The 16,648-nt window shown below is 68.8% G+C and carries 16 protein-coding genes and 1 pseudogene; 5 read left to right on the top strand and 12 right to left on the bottom strand.

The annotated features are described in order from the left end of the window. Positions 1-23: 23 nt before the first annotated feature. The 6 genes from AB0A61_RS30745 to AB0A61_RS30720 all read right to left on the bottom strand — a co-directional run bounded on the left by AB0A61_RS30745 (position 24) and on the right by AB0A61_RS30720 (position 7,025). On the bottom strand, positions 24-386 hold the full coding sequence (locus AB0A61_RS30745) for a hypothetical protein (protein ID WP_361299409.1): 363 nt from the start codon (positions 384-386) through the stop codon (positions 24-26). A gap of 160 nt (positions 387-546) precedes the next feature. Beyond that, positions 547-1,761 carry a glycosyltransferase gene (locus AB0A61_RS30740; RefSeq protein WP_361299406.1) on the bottom strand — a complete coding sequence of 405 codons (1,215 nt, stop codon included), beginning with the start codon at positions 1,759-1,761 and terminating at the stop codon, positions 547-549. Beyond that, positions 1,758-2,558 carry a MerR family transcriptional regulator gene (locus AB0A61_RS30735; RefSeq protein WP_361299403.1) on the bottom strand — a complete coding sequence of 267 codons (801 nt, stop codon included), beginning with the start codon at positions 2,556-2,558 and terminating at the stop codon, positions 1,758-1,760. The genes AB0A61_RS30740 and AB0A61_RS30735 overlap by 4 nt, the downstream gene beginning before the upstream one ends. A gap of 332 nt (positions 2,559-2,890) precedes the next feature. Then, a complete protein-coding gene (locus AB0A61_RS30730; protein WP_361299400.1) occupies positions 2,891-3,859 on the bottom strand; it encodes a glycosyltransferase in 969 nt (322 codons plus the stop codon). Between the two features lie 206 nt (positions 3,860-4,065). Beyond that, positions 4,066-4,413 (bottom strand): hypothetical protein, encoded by a 348-nt coding sequence (locus tag AB0A61_RS30725; RefSeq protein ID WP_361299397.1) that lies wholly within the window; start codon positions 4,411-4,413, stop codon positions 4,066-4,068. A gap of 215 nt (positions 4,414-4,628) precedes the next feature. Further along, positions 4,629-7,025 carry a glycosyltransferase gene (locus AB0A61_RS30720; RefSeq protein WP_361299488.1) on the bottom strand — a complete coding sequence of 799 codons (2,397 nt, stop codon included), beginning with the start codon at positions 7,023-7,025 and terminating at the stop codon, positions 4,629-4,631. Positions 7,026-7,388: 363 nt separating this feature from the next. On the opposite strand from AB0A61_RS30720, the gene AB0A61_RS30715 reads away from it, so the two are divergent. The 3 genes from AB0A61_RS30715 to AB0A61_RS30705 all read left to right on the top strand — a co-directional run bounded on the left by AB0A61_RS30715 (position 7,389) and on the right by AB0A61_RS30705 (position 9,611). Beyond that, positions 7,389-7,874 carry a hypothetical protein gene (locus AB0A61_RS30715; protein ID WP_361299394.1) on the top strand — a complete coding sequence of 162 codons (486 nt, stop codon included), beginning with the start codon at positions 7,389-7,391 and terminating at the stop codon, positions 7,872-7,874. A 196-nt stretch (positions 7,875-8,070) separates the two neighbouring features. Continuing rightward, entirely contained in the window at positions 8,071-8,706 is a 636-nt protein-coding gene (locus AB0A61_RS30710) for a hypothetical protein (protein WP_361299391.1), read from the top strand. A 539-nt stretch (positions 8,707-9,245) separates the two neighbouring features. Beyond that, positions 9,246-9,611 (top strand): hypothetical protein, encoded by a 366-nt coding sequence (locus AB0A61_RS30705; protein ID WP_361299388.1) that lies wholly within the window; start codon positions 9,246-9,248, stop codon positions 9,609-9,611. Positions 9,612-9,688: 77 nt separating this feature from the next. Here the strand turns inward: AB0A61_RS30705 and AB0A61_RS30700 are convergent, their stop codons facing one another. Together AB0A61_RS30700 and AB0A61_RS30695 are read right to left on the bottom strand one after the other, a co-directional pair. Further along, complete coding sequence (locus tag AB0A61_RS30700; RefSeq protein WP_361299485.1) at positions 9,689-9,997, bottom strand: Ig-like domain repeat protein; 309 nt, start codon at positions 9,995-9,997, stop codon at positions 9,689-9,691. Positions 9,998-10,285: 288 nt separating this feature from the next. Beyond that, the gene (locus tag AB0A61_RS30695) at positions 10,286-10,912 is read right to left on the bottom strand and encodes a 2'-5' RNA ligase family protein (RefSeq protein WP_361299385.1); all 627 of its coding nucleotides are present in this window, start codon (positions 10,910-10,912) and stop codon (positions 10,286-10,288) included. Positions 10,913-10,994: 82 nt separating this feature from the next. Here AB0A61_RS30695 and AB0A61_RS30690 point away from each other — a divergent pair, with 82 nt between their 5' ends. Together AB0A61_RS30690 and AB0A61_RS30685 are read left to right on the top strand one after the other, a co-directional pair. Beyond that, the gene (locus tag AB0A61_RS30690) at positions 10,995-11,183 is read left to right on the top strand and encodes a GNAT family N-acetyltransferase (protein ID WP_361299382.1); all 189 of its coding nucleotides are present in this window, start codon (positions 10,995-10,997) and stop codon (positions 11,181-11,183) included. 342 nt (positions 11,184-11,525) lie between these two features. Next, on the top strand, positions 11,526-11,984 hold the full coding sequence (locus tag AB0A61_RS30685) for a hypothetical protein (RefSeq protein ID WP_361299379.1): 459 nt from the start codon (positions 11,526-11,528) through the stop codon (positions 11,982-11,984). A gap of 349 nt (positions 11,985-12,333) precedes the next feature. On the opposite strand, the gene AB0A61_RS30680 is transcribed toward AB0A61_RS30685, so the two are convergent. The 4 genes and pseudogenes from AB0A61_RS30680 to AB0A61_RS30665 all read right to left on the bottom strand — a co-directional run. Beyond that, positions 12,334-13,254, bottom strand: coding sequence for an alkaline phosphatase family protein (locus AB0A61_RS30680; protein ID WP_361299376.1), 921 nt, complete (start codon positions 13,252-13,254; stop codon positions 12,334-12,336). 267 nt (positions 13,255-13,521) lie between these two features. Beyond that, positions 13,522-13,983: a hypothetical protein gene (locus tag AB0A61_RS30675; RefSeq protein ID WP_361299373.1), complete on the bottom strand. Its 462-nt coding sequence runs from the start codon at positions 13,981-13,983 to the stop codon at positions 13,522-13,524. A 100-nt stretch (positions 13,984-14,083) separates the two neighbouring features. Beyond that, positions 14,084-16,252, bottom strand: coding sequence for a hypothetical protein (locus AB0A61_RS30670; RefSeq protein ID WP_361299370.1), 2,169 nt, complete (start codon positions 16,250-16,252; stop codon positions 14,084-14,086). A 144-nt stretch (positions 16,253-16,396) separates the two neighbouring features. After that, a pseudogene (locus AB0A61_RS30665) lies at positions 16,397-16,576 on the bottom strand (alpha/beta hydrolase); the annotation flags it as partial. Positions 16,577-16,648 lie beyond the last annotated feature (72 nt).

Here is a 16,648-nt window from a genome sequence, read left to right as displayed (position 1 = left end):
CGAGCGCCGTGGCGGGTGCGGCTCTATGCCACGTACAGGTAGGCCCTGATCTCGGTGCCGTTGGCCTCCCAGGTGAACTTCGTGGTTGTGCCTTTCGGGCAGGCCTTGGCTTCCTTACGTGTCGCGCCGTCGGTGAAGGGCGCGAACGCCTTGACGTAGGCGCATTTCCCGTCGGCGTCCGTGTCCCGGACCCAGCCGTCGATGACGACCCTGCTGCCGACGCACTCGATTGTCCAGGCAGCCTCACCACCGCTGGTCGAAGGGTGGAAACCTCCCGGACACGTCGCGGCGGGTCCCGTCGGCTCGGCAGAAGCCGGTGCGGCCACCAGCAGGCCCGCTGTCAGCGCGGCTGCGGCCACACCGGCTAATTTCGTTGGAATGCTCACTTCTTCCCCCTTTGAATCTATGTGGGCATGCCAAGAAGACCCTACTGGCGTTGCGGCTGAACCAAAGCTCCCAGAACTGGCCAACTGCCGACGTCAGCCTCATCGGCGAACGTCACGACCGCGCACTCTGGCGGTGCACCTGGCCGGGATCGGATCGGCATCATGCGTTGGCCAGTTGCTGAATGGCCTTGAGGGCCAGGCCTGCTCCGTCCTCGGTCACCATCTGTTGCGCGGCTCTCGCGGCGGCCCGTGTGTATCTCTGCTGCTTCACTACCTGGTCGAGTGCGTCGGCGAGCCGTTCGGCAGTGAGGGATCGGAAGGGGATCGGGTCGGTCGCGGCGCCGAGGGCGGCAAGTCGTGCCGCCCAGAAGGCCTGGTCGGCAGTCACCGGTACGGCGACCGCGGGTACTCCGGCGCGCAACGCGGCGGCCGAGGTGCCGGCCCCAGCGTGGTGGACCACCGCAGCCAGCCGTGGGAACAGCAGGGCGTGCGGTACGTCCCCGATGGTGAGGATGTCGTCGCCGTCGGCAGCCAGCCCGGCGCTGCCGGCTTGGAGGATGCCGCGCAGCCCGGCGCGGCGCAGGGCTCGCACGGCGAGCTCGCTCAGCCGGTCCCCGTCGCCGGCCGCCATGCTCCCGAAGCCTATGAGGACGGGCCGGGGTCCGGCACAAAGGAAGTCCTCCAGATCCGCGGGCAGCCGTTCGGACGGATCGTGATGGGGCCACCAGTTGCCCACGACATCCAGGCCGGTGCGCCAATCGGAGGGGCGGGGCACCAGTGCCGTGCTGAAGCCGTGCAAGATGGGCCAGTTCACCCGTTCCTGCCGTCGGCGCATCTGGGAAGGGGACGCCGGGCGCAGCTGGAGGCGGTGGCGCAGCTGTGCGACCGCCTGTTCGTGGACACGGTCGGCCATGCGGAGGGCGAAGCGTCCGGCCATGCGGTTGGCGGGGCGGCCCAGGGAGCGAGAGCCTGTGACCACGGGCGGGAAGTCACCGGTCGGCGCGGCGGGTTGGAGGTACACACCAAGGCTCGGTGTGCCCGTGGCCTCGGCGAGGTGCCAGCCGAGCGGGGCTGTGGTGGTCGACAGCAGGAGCATGTCCGTGCCGCCGGCCATCGCGTCGGCGAACCCCTGGCCCAGTTCGGTGATGAAGGCGGCAGCGGCACGCATCAGGTCACGCCTGCCTGTGACGCCCCCGTGGGCTCGCGTGTCGCCGGGGAGGCGTCGAAATTCCAGTCCGGCGTCGCGTACGAGGGGCGCGAAGGCTTCCGTGGTGGCGAGGGCGACGTCGTATCCGGCCCGGCGCAGTTCGGCGCCCAGGCCCGTGTAGGGCGCGATGTCGCCGCGCGATCCGGCCGCGGCGATCAGGATCCTCATCGGTCCTCCTCGGAGTCGGTGCGGCCACCTGCGTGGCGGGCCGCGTTGGCGTGGAGCGCGTTGCACGTGTAGGCGGCCAGGCCCGGGCGTTGCTGCGACGGCGGTACGACCAGAGCGAATGCGCGCGGGTCGGCGATGAAGTCGTCCGCGATGCGCCGGTGCATGTCGGGCGGACAGGAGGTGAACCAGCGTGAGATGTGCAGGCGGTGCTCCTCGGCGAGGTCCATGGCCCGCTCGCCGTCGCTCGGCTCCCCCTCGTCGAAGGCCGCCAGCAGCTCCGCGCGCCAGGCGGCGGCCTCGCCCATGAGCTGCCGCCAATCGTCCTGGGTATGGGCGGCCGCGCGCGCCATCGCCTCGCGCTGTCCCTGCGAGTGCGCCCACTTCAGCTCTGCCTCGGTGGCATAGCTGAGGTCGAAGGTAATCTCACCGAAGACCTCGAAGCGTTCCTGAGGGGTCATGGAGACCCCGGTCTGCTGGACCTCTATCGCCCGTTCCGCCACCCCGGCCAGCCGCTGCAGCCTGGCGATCTCCTCACTCAACTGCCGCTGCCGGGCCCGCAAATGGTGCAGGGCGTTCGCCTGCGGGTCCTCGAAGATCGCGGCGATCTCAGCGAGGGAGAAGCCGAGCTCGCGGTAGAAGAGGATCTGCTGGAGACGCACCAGGTCGGCGTCACTGTAGAGCCGGTAACCGGCGTGGCTGCGCTCACTGGGCGAGAGCAGGCCCGCCTTGTCGTAGTGGTGCAACGTACGCACCGTCACCCCGGCGAAGCCCGAGACCTGTCCCACGGAGCAGCTCATGCACCTGCCCTTTCGTCGGCATACAGCCTCAAGCCCGACGTAAGGGGAGGGTCAACTCGCGGCTGAGCTGGGGACCTGGTTCACTCGGCCTCAGTCTCACCGGGCTGGGTTCCGGCTCTCCGATGCTGTGACATATCCGCGGACAGGATCGCCTGCGACCCGCGAAGGGTGCCGGGTTACCGGTGCAGTGCGACCGCAGTGTCCTGGCGTGCGGCTCGGCTCAACCGCGCGTGTGACGGCGAACCGACTGGAAGTCAGGCCCATCAACGCGTCAGGGCACAGCCGCCCGGCAGGACGCGGGTGCAGTGACGCCCCCGCTTCCCTGCACCACGTCACACGGCTGATGCCGTCGGCGCCTCTTCCCTTCCCTGACTGGGCGGGTTGACGGTTCCGCTGTGAGCGGCCAGCGCCTTCTCCAGGCGCCGGATGTGGTAGTACTGCACCCGCGTGGTCCTCTGCAGGGCCATCACCGCGGTGAGGAACTGGTCCATCTCGACGGCCCGGGTGAGGATGTCGTCGGGCACGTGCTCGTCCCGCAGGCAGGCCTCCGCGTCCTGACTCAGCACGGCGTGTGCCCAGTCTCGGGTGATCGGCTTGAACAGGTCCGGGTGGTTGGCCACGATCCGGGCCCGGATGGCCAGGTCGTTCTCGGCGGCTTCCAGGTGCAGTCCGGTGTCCTTGTTGCGCGCCCCGAACAGCGGCTCATGGATGTGGTACGCATCGAAGCCGTGCTCGGCACAGCCGATCCAGAAGTCCCAGTCCTCCCCGGCCCGCATGTTCTCGTCGTATCCGCCCACCGTCTGCCACGCTTCACGGCGGTACAGCGAGCAGTAGAACATGATCAGTCGCTGCAGCAGCAGTTCTCTGCTGTAGGCGGGGAGAGGCATCACCTGTGGGGGCAGATCGTCGTCGGTGAAGGTGAACACGTCGGTTGAGGCGATGGCGACGCCGGGATCGCCGTCGAGCACCGCGACCGTCTTCTCCAGCATCGTGGGCGCGATCATGTCGTCGGCGTCCAGGGGAAGGATGTAGCGGCCGGCGGCGGCCTCGATTCCGGTGTTGCGCGCGGCGGAGACCCCGGCATTGGCCTGTTGGAGCAATCGGAGGCGTCGGTCGGGGTGCCGGGCGATCAGGTCCTCGGTCACCTCGACGGTGTTGTCGGTGCTGCCGTCGTCGACGATGACCAGTTCCCAGTCGTCGAACGTCTGGCCAAGCACGCTGGACACTGCCTCGGGCAGATAGCGGGCGTAGTTGTGGCACGGGATGACCACCGAAACCACGGGATCGGATCTGTGGGGCATGCGCCGTCTTTCGCTTCGGAACGAGAACGGAAACGGGAAGGGACAGGGCGGGGCAGCACGGGAGCGGGCGGATGAGGCCCCAGCGGTATCGGGCGGGCACGATTCCGCGTTGCCGGGTGCCGGCGGCCCTCCTCAGGCCCTGTTGGACGGCCGTGTCGCAGCGGACCGCCGGATCACCCACTCGTGGTGGAGCGCCGTCGACGCTCCTAGCCCTCGAAGGGGTACAGGTGCCCGTGGTGCCCGTAGTCGCAGAACACGACGTTGGCGATGGGCGTGCAGCAGTGGTGGTAGCCGGTGATGGTCATGTTGCCGATGGGGGTGCAGCAGTGTCCGTAGTCGGTGATGGTCATGTTGCCGATGGGCGTGCAGGGATGCTCCGCCCCGGAGGTGACGGCGACGCCGCCTATCACCTGTTCCGGGTGCCCGGACGTCGCCGACGTGGCCGGCGAGTCCGAAGTGACGGATGCGGCATAGGCCGCCTCCGCGCCGTTCAGCAGTCCGGCGGTTGCCAGTGCGGCGGGGAGAGCCAGTGAGGATATGACACGGGATTTCACGGTGGGGCCTCTCGTTCGAGGGTTGGGACTTGCCCTGCACGGCCGGTACGTTCCGCGACCGGGGCAGTGGCGCCACCGTAGGATTTACTCACTTTCCGCGTCAAAACGATTACTCCGAGTGCTGCAGTCCCCGTACGGTGCTTCTGCGTCGGCGCGGATCGGTCAGGCCGGTGCACCGACCGGGCCGGCCGGGACGGCACACCGGCCTGTGTCGGTCAGGACGGGGACACGGCCCCGACGCCCGCCGGGTCCGGGGCGTGGTGCGGATGCAGCACTTCGAGGTCGGGCAGGGCCCAGCAGGCGGTGCCCATGTCCCGGGCCATCGCGGCCAGACCCTCGGTCTCGATGAGGTGCTGGTACGGAAAGCACGGGAAGGTCAGGCCGTCACGGTGGAGGTCGGCGCGAACCAGCAGTGCCGTGCCACCCACGGAGTCGACGCGGACCAGCCCCTGCCCGCGCAACTCGTCGAGGTAGGTCCGGCCGAACCCTTTGGGGGGCTGCAGGATGCCGTCGCGAAGCCATTGGGACCAGTTGAGCGTGCCGGCCCTGCGGTGAAGGACGAACGTGTTGAGGTCGTACGTGGGTCCGCCCGCCGTGGTGGCACAGTGCGGGACGACGATGTCCTTGCGCGCTCCGAGGAGACGCTGGATCAGGTCGGCCGGGTAGTCGGTCACGTCGACGTCGAGCCACAGCACCCACTCCTCGTCGGCAAGGGCCCGGGAGAGCAGGTGGTTGCGGGCCATGGCCAGTACCGACCGGCGTCGGCGCTGGACTCCGGGCTCCCAACGGGGGCCCGTCAGCTGGAGGCCGAAGTCGCGGTGCACCAGGGTGACCCGCCGGTACTCCGCCTCGAGGCCGGGCAGGACCTGTTGGAGCAGTTCTCGTGTCGTGTCCCTGCTGTCGCCCTCCAGCAGGCCCAGGGAGATCGCCTCGCGCGGGTAGTCCAGGGCGCGAAGGCTCTCCAGATAGCGGGGCAGGAATGCGGCCCCGTCCTTGACGGGGGTGAGCACCAGCACCCGTGGCCGCTCGCTCGCCGGTCCCGGGGCGGGCTCCACGGCCGTCCGCGGTCCCTGCTCGCAGGCCAGGGCGGCGGCGGGGCCCGTCTCGGCGTGGACGACGTCCTCCGGCTCGATCGGCAACCGGGTCGCCATGGCCTGCAACCGTTCGGCGTAGGCGCCGGGTTCGGCCCAGATCTCGGTCGCCACGTCGAAGTGCTGCGCGAAATGGGACTCGCCGAACGTATTGCTGCCGTGACACACGTAGGTGTACAGCTCGGGCGCGTCGACCGAGACCACCCGGCATCCGCGGATCACCCCTTCCGCCACCGGGGTGTCCTCGCCCCGACGCAGCGCCGGGTAGCGCGGGAGCCGGTCCTTGGCGCACACCATCGACCCCTCCCACACGCGCACGCAGGAGATCGCGAGCTTGCGCCGATCGGGCCACCACAGCCGTTCCCGGGCGAGGAAGCAGGCGTCGGCTTCCAGCGCGAGAATCGCCGCCATCTGTGTCTCGACCCGCTCCGGGTCGTACAGATCATCGTCGTCCCACTGGCATACGTACGGCCCGGTCGCCCGGTCCACAGCCTCGTTGCGCAGTTCCCCCAACGGCCGCCTCTCCGGGGGGAGTCGGTGATGGCGGATCCGCGGATCGCCCAGCTCACGAATGTGCTTTTCGAGGGCGTCGTCCGTACCGTCCTCGACGACGACCAGTTCCAGGTTCGGGTAGGTCTGCGCGCGGAAGCACCTGATCGCCCGACGGGCGGTCGACGAGCGGTCCTTGGTCACCATCAGGCACGACACCGTCGGCGCGGGCGCGTCCGAGGCCCAACGGCGGCGCTGCGCGTCAAGGCTGAGCATGCCGTCGGCGAGGGGGTGCAGCTCCTGGCTCGCCCAGAACGGGAACCGTTTGCCGACGGAGGGCCGCGGGGCCCCCGGGGTGTCTCCCACCCAGCTGCCGGACCAGTGGTGCACGGCGTAGGCGCGTTCGTAGTCGGCTTCCTGAGGGCCGAACAGTTCTGTCGCGTAGGGGCTCACTTCGGGGTAGAGGACCTCCGAAGCGAGGACCGTGACCGAGGCAGGATCCGGGACGCTGTCGACCGCTCTGGTGAGGAAGAAGGGACCTGTGGCGTCCAGTGCGCTGGGCGACTTGTGGGAGCCGACGAGCTGTTGGTGCACATGGGCCCAGAAGGGGTGGCCCGGGCGTGAGGCGATGAACGCGTTGCCGATGATGCGCCCGAATCCGCGCTGGCGGGCCAGCAGCAGCCGTGTGTGCGCCTCGGGTTCGCAGCCGAGGACGAGTTCGTGCCCGTCAAGGATGTCGTCGACGGGGGTGAGGCACTCGAAGTCCAGATCGACGTAGAGCCCGCCGAAATGGTCGAGCAGGAAGTAGCGAATTGCGTCGGCCCGCATGATCGCTTCGGGATAGCCGTCGTAGACGGGCAGGAACCACGGATAGTGCTCCTGGAGGAATGCGCGATTGTCCGCGTCGGTCCACAAACGGTACCCCCAGCCAGGATGGCGCCGCCGCCAAGAGTCGGCCCACGCCTCCCATTCCGGAGGTACATCGGTGTCTTTCCAGGTTTGGTGGATCAGGGCGGGAATCTTCTGCTGCATCCGCATTCGGACAGTATGCCGATTCGCTGGGACCAGGGGATTTCCGGTGGACCGGTCGTCGGAACAATCACCCGCGCGGCCCTCGGCGTGGCGCCTCTTCCCGACCGCGCGAGTGCGACCAGGCCGCCGGCCTCCGGGCCGCGCACGGGGATGAGCCGGGTACATCGGTGGCGGCCTCTGCGCCCTCTACAACCGCTGTGGAAGCGGAACCGCAGGCACCCATGCCAACCGGGCGCTTCGAGCTCCGCGGCCGGGCCCTGCACGGGGCACCGCGCGGCGCTGCGCCGCAGTGGGACGTCGGCCTGAACGGGGTCATCCACGAGGGGCGCGGTTGAGCCACAGAAAACCGGCCACATTTGCCTGATGTCGGTCGGCAGCGGCAACTGCAAGGACAAGAAGTTCGAGGACGGGGACGTGGACGGCCCCATCAACGGACGGGACAAGAAGTTCGTCAACCAGACGCTGGAGACGGCCGTGCCGGGCATCATCAGCGAGATCGTCCGCCCGGACATCATGAGGACGCTGCTGGAGATCCACGCCCAGGCGGAGCACGCGAAGATCGTCCTCATGGGGTACCCGCCGCCGCTCTCCGACAAGGGCTCCTGCCTGAGCATCGGTCCCCTCGGCCTGTCCTCGGATTCCGCGGGCTGGCTCAACGACACCGCCGGCACGCTGGCGGCGGCGATGCAGGGCGCAGCCGACGACGCGAACATCCACGGCGCCAAGGTGTGGTACTCCAACCCGGCGAGCGACTTCCAGGGCAAGGGCGTGTGCGGTGACCCCGAGCAGGTCCACGGCATCGTCAAGACGCTGGTGAAGTCCGACAACCCGAGCAACGACTGGCCGTAGCTCAGGAACTACGGCCTGTCGGCCCAGTCGTTCCACCCGAAGATCCAGGGTGCGCGCCTGTACGCCAACTCCCTTGAGCGCACGATGGCAGGCATGGGCCTGTGACGATCACCTGTGATCGCTTCGATCACCGGTGATCCCTCCGGGGCAGCCCTTGCGGGGCTGCCCCGGAACCGACCATGGAGGGAGACCGGCGATGAGAGCAAAGTCGGGTCGGCTTTTCGCCCTGTTGCTGTGCGCCGTCACCGCCTGCGCTCACGGCAATCGTGCCGTGAGTCCCAAGGAGGCCCGGGCACTGGCCGGCAGCAGCCAGACGGTCGAGGTCCGGCAGAAGGCCGAGAAACGGCTGCGGAAGATGGTGCGGAAGTACGCCGACCGCACTCCGCTCACCCTCGGCATGGTCGTGGTGCGGGACAACTGCCAGACGGGGAAGACCAAGCAGCCGTTCTTCCAGGACGGCAGCGATACGTACAAGATCAAGTGCTGGATGACCGTCACCGCCTACTACGGTGCCGATCCCCGGCACATGGACGATGTCGTCGACGGAATACTCACCGCAGGGGCGAGCGATCCGGACATACCGTTCACACACGACGAGACCGGCAGCAAACTGCTCGCCTACTACCGGAACAACGGCCCGAACCCCAACGGCCCGAAGGCGCTGGACCCCAGCGAAGTGTTCGCCTGGGGAGGGTCGCTGACCTGGGACCCCGTGCACGACCACGGCCCCAAGCGCCTGGTCGAGGAGCCGTACGCCGCGAGGAACGATCCGTCGGTTCAGCGGTTCTTGCCGGAGCCGGAGTCGGCGACGGTCGCCGGCATCCGCAAGTGATACGGCATGGTGTTCCGGCTCCAGCTCTCCAGCAGCGACTACTACAAGGTGCTCAAGAGCGCAGGTCCATACGAATTGATCACCTGCCGGTGGGAAGTGTGGGCGCAAGTCACGTCGGCATCAGCCATGGCGTTGTCGTTCCCCTCACAGCTCGGCGGCGGGACCAGGCAGTGCCCTGCAATGCCCTCCCCCCGTCCGGGGCCCATCCCGCGGGCCGTCGCTGCAGCGCCGCCGGAAGCGGATGTCGTGTACGCGCCCAGGCGGAGCCCGGCTTCATGACCCTCCCAGCCGTGCAGCCGCGCGAACGCCGCATAGCGGCCCGCCCGGGCTCCTCCTCCACGCGGGCCTGCGCTGCGAGCGGCACGGCCTGGTCACCGTGGGGTGTGACCGCGGCCTGCTGCATTGGCATCACTGACGTCACCGGGTCGGGGGACTGCGCCCCCGGCTGCCGGGCCGGACATCCGGGATAAGTGTGACTATCACTCCAAGGTGATACGGCGACTCCCGCCCGTCACCACGGCTGGCAGGAGGACCAATCGATGAACCTCGCTCTGAAGCGCCTGCTCGGCGCCACCGCGGCGCTGACCATGGGTGCGGCGGCCCTGCTCGGCACCGGCGCCGGCACCGCCGACGCCGCCGACAGTGCGCACTGCGACCGCGCTGAACGCGACATGTGGGACGCAGGGCCCAGCACCGACGTGACCGGCCACCGCTGTAGCATCCCGGACACCAAGCGCCGCTGGTACACCGTCGAGATCGACACCCTCGTACAGGTCCACTACAAGGGGGACACTCTGGACGGAGGAGTCGAGCGGACCGAGACCCGGCACGACAGAACCATCAGGTGCCTGGGCTACACCTCCGAGAACGGCGCCGTGCACTGGTTCGGCTGCCCGCCCTCCTGACACGCCCTGTCAGGTGACCGTATGGGTGCCGGTGCCGGTAGAAGACCTGTAGTTGATGTCACCGCTGCAGGCGGCGGTCAGGTTTGCGTGTCGGTGCCGGTGGACGCTGTGAAGCTGGTGTCGCCACTGTAGGTGGCGGTGACGGTGAAAGGACCGCCCGTCGTCGTGGTGTAGGTGTGTGTGACTGTGGCAAGGCCGCCGCTCAATGTGGCCATGACGGACGGCGTGCCGCCCACGAAGGCGAACGTCACCCTACCCGTGGGCGTCCCCGCACCGACTCCCGCCGCCACCACCGTCGCCGTGAACGTCGGTTCAAAGAGATGAGCATGGGGACATTCCTCACTGCACGCCGGGACAGAGGAAGAGGAATTGGGTGTACCGGCCATCGGCACGGGAGCCATCGGCCGGCAGAGGAGGGGGCATCCAACGCACGGCACCGCAAGGGCTCTTGCGTGGCACCGGCTCGACAGGGTTCACCCCTGTCACTCGGAATGCAGAGACACCGGCACAGCCACGCCCTGGTCGTTTGTCCGCCACGGATGGGCGGCCTACCGGTTCATCACATATTGCGCTTCACAGTGCCATTCGCGTGACAAGGGTGCACGGTCAACGTTCACCCTGATGGCGTAATCATCTTCAGCTGGAGATCAGACAACCCGGGCCGCGCTGATCTCTCAGCGGGCGGGTCGCCGACGGCGCAGGACGCCGCTGCCCAGGGCGATGGTTGCGTAGGCGCTCATCGGCCCGTCTCCCTGGCGGGAAAGCAGCACCACCTCAGTGACCTGGGCGGACAGGGGGCCCAGTCGGGCGGCGCATTCGGCGGCGAGCTCTTTGGGCTGCCGGGTCCGGCCCAGGGACAAGTGCGGGGTGAACTCAGCGCGACGACTCGCGCAGCGCGGAAACCGCTCGGCGAGCGACCGGTAGAGGCCGGCCCACGGTGTCATGCCCGCCGCGGCGGGGTCGAGCCAAACAGTGGCGTACGCCCGGTGCCGGAAGATGTGCACCCCGGCCAGCCGGGCGGCGAACGGCGGGATCCGCGCCACAGCGGCGGACAGCAGCGGAGCCGCCCGCCCGAACTCCTCCTGGGGTACGAACCCGAACAGCAGGTTGACGTGCGGCGGCCACCGCCGCACCTGCGGGTCGTGCTCCCAGCGGATGTCCTGGATCGGCGGCCACAGCTCCGGCGGCGGGAGCCACGCCACCGCCGTCCGCGGCGTCGGCGCAACGTCCAGGGTCACCTCACCCAGCTCCGGCTCCATACCGCCATTCTCCGCCGTCACCGTCTTCCCTGTCGCGGTCATCGCCGGATGCACCGGGGCAGACCCCCGCCGAGAGGCGCTGTCCGGCGCCCCGAAGCGGATTGCGCGTGGAACGGACCGACGGGTGCAGTTTCGCGGAGCCGACATCCACACCGTGGTCCTGGATGAACATCGCGGCCGCGGTGTGGGGGCCGCTTTGGTGACGGCAGCGGAGCGTGCCGCGGTGGACCGCGGTGGACCGCGGTGTCACGGTCATCTACACCGGTATCTTCGCTGCGAACGAGGATCCCACTCCGCGTCGGTGAGTTCATGACGGCGTAGCACCCGGATCCACCATCCGAAGACGCACCCTAGTGCCAGGTGCCAGGTGCCGGAGGTCGCGACGCAGGCGGAGTTGGCGATGCGGCGCGGGGCCGATTTCCACGGTGCAAGCGCGACCGAGAGCGGTCCGGGATCGCGCCAGGAGCTCTGTCGGGTTGTCTGTGCGGTGTCCGGGACGCACGGGGCGGTGGAAGCGTGGCGGCGAGTACGGGCCAACAGGGCCTACTCCGCTGCGAGGCGAGGCCCCCGCCGCAGCGACACGTGCGTCCCGTTCGCCCCTGTCGGCTCATGCCGGCCGGAGGCGCCGCCCTCAGCGAACCAGAAGGAGAACGCAATGCGCATTGCACGCGCCGGCCGACGCGCATCCGCCACCGCTGTCACCGCCCTGGTGGTGTGCGCGGGAGCCGTGGCGACCGCCGCTCCCGCCGTAGCACGCGACGGCTCGACCATCTTCGGCGAGGACAACACCGTCGCCATCGGCGCCGTGACGATGGTCTCGACCTCGGCCATCGCAGTCAACGTCACCTACTCCTGCGAGCCGAAGGACGACCCGTCCCTGGGAGTGGTATGGCGCCTGGCCGACGAACGGGACAAGGACATCGACGCGCCAAGGGGGGTGGCCTCCCCGGTGCCCATCACCTGCGACCGGCAGAAGCACACCATCAAGCTGAACGTCCCTGCACTGATCCACAGCCTGCCGCTCGCCAAGGGCGACCCGGTGCGGGTGACGGCGTCGGTGAACAACGGTGAAGGCGTTCCCTACGCCCGGTGGGAGAAGGTCGCCGCACTCTGAGCGCGGTCTCAGCACGGTTCAAGCTCACGATGACCACTGCGCGGCCGGCCTCGGGACGGGGCGCTGCTCGCCGCCACGGACCACGGCTCCCCCGCCGCGGGAGTCCGGTGCCCGTCCCAGGCGCGCGTGCCGCGTGTTGTCGCACCTGCGCGTGGTGCGCTCGCCCCGCGCCTTCCGCTTGGCGGAGACCAGTCCGGTGGATGCGGCGCCGCGGACCGGCGCCACACTGGATGTCCGGTGTGACGGCGCAGGCTCCCCGCATAGGGCAGGGTCGCCGCCTTCTTCGAGGCGGCGACCCTGATGCTCTTTCACTGCCGTGGACCGGCTTTGTGGGAAGCCCGCCCCAAGGTCAGTTCCAGATGCCCGTGATGTCGGAGGCGTTGGCCGCGGCCCCCGCGTGGGTGGTCAGCCCGGCCAGGTCCTCGAGGGTTCGCAGCATGTTGTAGTGGTTGTAGCGCGTCCCGGTGGAACTGCCCGGTGCGACGTGCGCACCGTAGAACACGGTGGCGATGTGGTTGCTGTGCGAGCTGTCGTCCTCGTCGAAGGTGACGGCCAGGATGCTGTTGTGCGTCTTGGCCCAGGTGGCGTAGGCGCCGAGGTTGCTCTTCAGCCAGTTGTCGCCCGTCGCGATGGAACAGTCGTGCATGTCGTTGCACAGGTTCGGAATGACGAACGAGACCTTGGGCAGGGTGGTGTAGTCCGTCGGGAACTGCGTGAAGGTGTGCGCCGTGTTCAGCGCAACGTTGCTGAAGGCGAACCACGGGTTGTGTTTCCGGGCGTACTCGGTGGCGGAGTTGGTGCACACCGTGGAGCCCTGGGAGGGCAGCCCCTCGTTGTAGCTGCCCCACGTCTTGCCTGCGGCGATGAGCTCGGAGCCGAGGTTCGCGGCGCTGCTGAACTGCGGGGTGTAGCAGTTGTCGTTGGTGATGCCCTGGTTGTTGCCGGAGAACAGGTCCAGGTAGTTCGGCTGACTCGGGTGGGTGATGGCGAACGAGTTGGTGAGGTTTGCGCCTCCGGCCTTCAGCGTGTTGTTGAGATACGGGGCGCTCGAGCTGCCGATGATCTGCTCGTAGGAGTGGTTCTCGAGCACCACCACGATCACATGGTCGGGGGCGGGAAGACCGGCAGCCTCCGCAGCGGGTGCAGCGGCCCACGTCCCGACCAGGGCGGCGGGAAGAGCGGCAACAAGGGGAAGGCGCAAACGCTTGATCCGGGACTTCAAGGACACGGTGGACCTCCTGTGTGAGCAGTGAGCGGGGAGGTTGTCCATTGATCAGGCCCTTCCTGATCAGGCGGTAGGAGACTAGGGGACCTCTTCCGAGCCCTTCAGGTGGCCGTACGTGAAAACCCGTCAAACAAGCACCAGCTGCAAGGGGCTCATCCACGCCTTGTATTCACCTGCCGGAGGGTTGCCCCGGGCACCGGGCTTGGCACGCCGACGTTTTGGCGACACACATCCGTGGGTCACGGCAGTGCTGGACAGGTCACCGCCTACTGCGGGCCCTTCCGGCTCCACCGGATTTGCGTCCCGGTCCGTTTACGCGTCCGATCCGCCAAAGCGGCGGCGGAAATCGTCGGTGAGCGTGTCCCCCGCGGCCTCGACGAGCCGGCCGACCACCGGATGGAGGATCAGACTTGTCACCGCCCCGGCGAGCGCCGGCAGACGCCGTCCGAACCAGCGGCGGATGTACTCCATCGTCGAAAGATCGGGCCGCGGGGCGGTGACCGACTCCTCCAACTCGTCGAGGAGCTCGCCAGCCCGGTCCGCCTCGGGCACGTCGCGCGGTACCAGGGCCCGTACTCGCGCGAACTCCCCTCGCAGCGCGGTCAATTCCTCGGCCGTCACGGGGGCTTGACCGGGCGCAGCCTCCACTCGGGAGACGGTGTTGTTACGGCCCACGACCACCTGGCCGGAGACGTCACCGATTCGTACGTAACCGCGGTCGTAGGAACTGCCGCCGTCAACGGGGTCATCACGGTCGACGGAGTGCTCGGTCATGGTGCGGCTCCTCGAGGGGTGGTCCGGGGCGAGTACGAGTTGGGTGTGCGGGTGTGTCACGGATGCCGTCTGGGCTCTTGGGAGCACGCTGTTCCGGCTCTTACTGGGACGGCGGGGGCGACGTGACGCTCTGCGAGGGGCTTTCGGGCGACACGGGCGGCGACGGGCTCACCACGGCGCTGGGGCTGGTCGGTACCGAGGAGCTCGGCACATCGGAGGGACCGCCTGACTCGGTGGTGGCGACCGCGGACACCTCGATCGTCACATCGTCCTGCCCCCAGATGTCGTGCCAGGTGATCTTCGCGTGGTAATCGCCCGGCTTTCGTGGCTGGAAGGTCACCGCGAGCCGGCAGTGCCGCGACTCCTGTGGCGGAGGGCAGGAGGTCGGCTCCACCTTCCAATTGACCGGGTCGTCGACGGCCAGGCTCTTGGCGTCGTCGCAGGGCAGCCAGGCATCGAAGTCGAAGGGTTCCGTCTCTCGGCCGGGCGCTGGAACCGGATCGAATGCGGGTCCGGCCACCGTCACGGGGACGCATGTTCCGGAACCGGAGGGTGGGGCGCCTCTCGGGATGGTCACCACCGGTGTGTCCGAGACCGATGCCGACACCGATGCCGACACCGACTCGGAAGGCGTCCATGAGGGCTGCTCGGAAGACGTCGGCGAAATGAGGGGGGCGCCGGAGACCGTCGGCACGGGCGTTGGGGCGGCGACCGGATGCTGGTGCTTCCCTCCGGCCAGGCTCACGAAGACAACACCGGCGACGACCACGGCCGCCCCCGTGCCGAGGGCGACCGGACCGGACACCATCGCCTTGAGCCCGGTCCTGCTCGCGACGGTCGCCCCCTTGCCGACGCCACCCTGCCACGCACTGTGCGCAGCTGCTGCTCCGGCTCCCGCACCGCCACCGACCAGCAGACCCCCGGCCAGCCCCAGCGCGCGCTTGCGTACCTCCGCCTCGCGGCTGAAGTAGGCCAGATCAGAGGCCGCTCCCAGCGCCTCGGCGGCCGACTTTCCCCGTTCCACGACACGCCCCCAAGCGCCCCAGTGCAGAGAACGGGCCAGTGCGGGGGCCACCGCACGCGCAAGGTCACGTACGGCCGCGTGGTCGTCCCGCAGTGCTGCCGCCTCCAAAACGCGGAGGATCACTGGTGCTTCGGCCGTGGCATCCTGCCGGCTGGCGCTGGTCCGGAGCCAGCGCACGAGCGCCACCGCGAACTGCGCCGGGTCCGGCACCGTCCCAGTCTGCTCGGCGACCAGGGTGGCGAACCGGCCGCAGCAGCGATACCCGGCCCGATAGCCCTCGATCAGTCTTAATTCCTCCAGCTCCGAGGTGTGGGAGGTACTGACGCTCTCGCCTCCGGAAAGCACTCCCAGCAACCGGGCCGAGGCGGGCACGGGCTCGATCGCGCACAGCAGTCGCAGCAGCCGTGCCGCGCCTTCGCTCAGCCGCCCGGCCGTGCCGACCGCCACCGCCGTCTCATCCACCGTGAAACCGGCCTCGGACGTCGACCCGCTCTGCGCCGCCCTCCTCATCGCCGCTGCCGCCTGCACCAAGGCCAGCGGATGTCCGTCGACGGTGGCGATCAACCGACGTGCGGCGTCCTCTTCCTCGCCCTGCGGCGTGCGCCCCAGTTCGCGTGCGAGCAGTGCGAGGGCGGCAGACTCGGGCAGCCCCTCCAACCGTAACTCCCGCCCGTCGCCGGACGAGACTCGCTCCACCGTAGCGAGCAGCACATCGCAGCCGGGGGCGGCGTCGATCAGCGTTGCCAGCTCTTCGGCCGAGCCCTCGAAATCGTCGATGACCAGGAGGGCGTGGACCGTACCCATGAGGCGACGCATCCTGGCGGGTTCGGGCTTGTAGTCCTCGGCCTCGAAACAGGTGTGGAAGAGCTCTTGGACCAGATCCTCGACCGGCAGGCCCGCGGCCGGCAGGTACACCAGGTCCCGGCCCTGCGCGGTCTGGTCCGCCGCATACCGGCGCAGCAGAGCGGACTTTCCCACTCCCGGGGCGCCCGCGACATACACCGGGTGTCCCTCGGCCAGCCACCCCCCGATCGTGGTCAGCTCGCTCTCGCGACCCAGAAGCTCGGCTGAGCGACGCGGCAGCGCGCGGCCCACCGGATGACTGCGCCGACGGATCGGCGGTGGCCCTTCCGCACGATACGAAACGGACGAGCCCTGCTGGGCGTTGATCACCACGTTGCGTTCACCGACGACAACCTGCCCGTCGACAGCGCCATGTACGTGCACTGCGCCAATGCCGGTCATGAATTCCCCCCGTACAACAACCTGGGGCAATGTGTAACATTCAATGGACGATCACCGCTCGGCGAGCCACCTATTGGCGATAGCTGACCGTTTCCCTTGGTCCCGATGAACGGTTTTCATCGTTTCGCGACTGCAGAGTGACGGTTACGCGCTGTGAACTGACAGTCCAAACGACGGCACATCCCCGTGCTTGCCGGGGTGGGCGTGCAGCGTCTTCTCAGTCGAGGCCAGGGCGTCGAACAACGCCAGGCTCTGCTCCCGCGGAACCACCTGGTCGTCCCACTGGACCAGGAACTGCACCGGCACGGTGATCCGCGCGGCCTCCTCGGCCACTGTTCGGTGACGCCCTCCGTCGACGTCTGGGAGGTGAAGCGCACCAGCGTTTCAGGCCTTACA

This window comes from Streptomyces sp. NPDC046197, assembly GCF_040646295.1.
Lineage (GTDB): Bacteria > Actinomycetota > Actinomycetes > Streptomycetales > Streptomycetaceae > Streptomyces.
The sequence above is the reverse complement of the archived record's forward strand: the minus strand, read 5'-3'. Positions and strand labels throughout refer to the sequence as shown.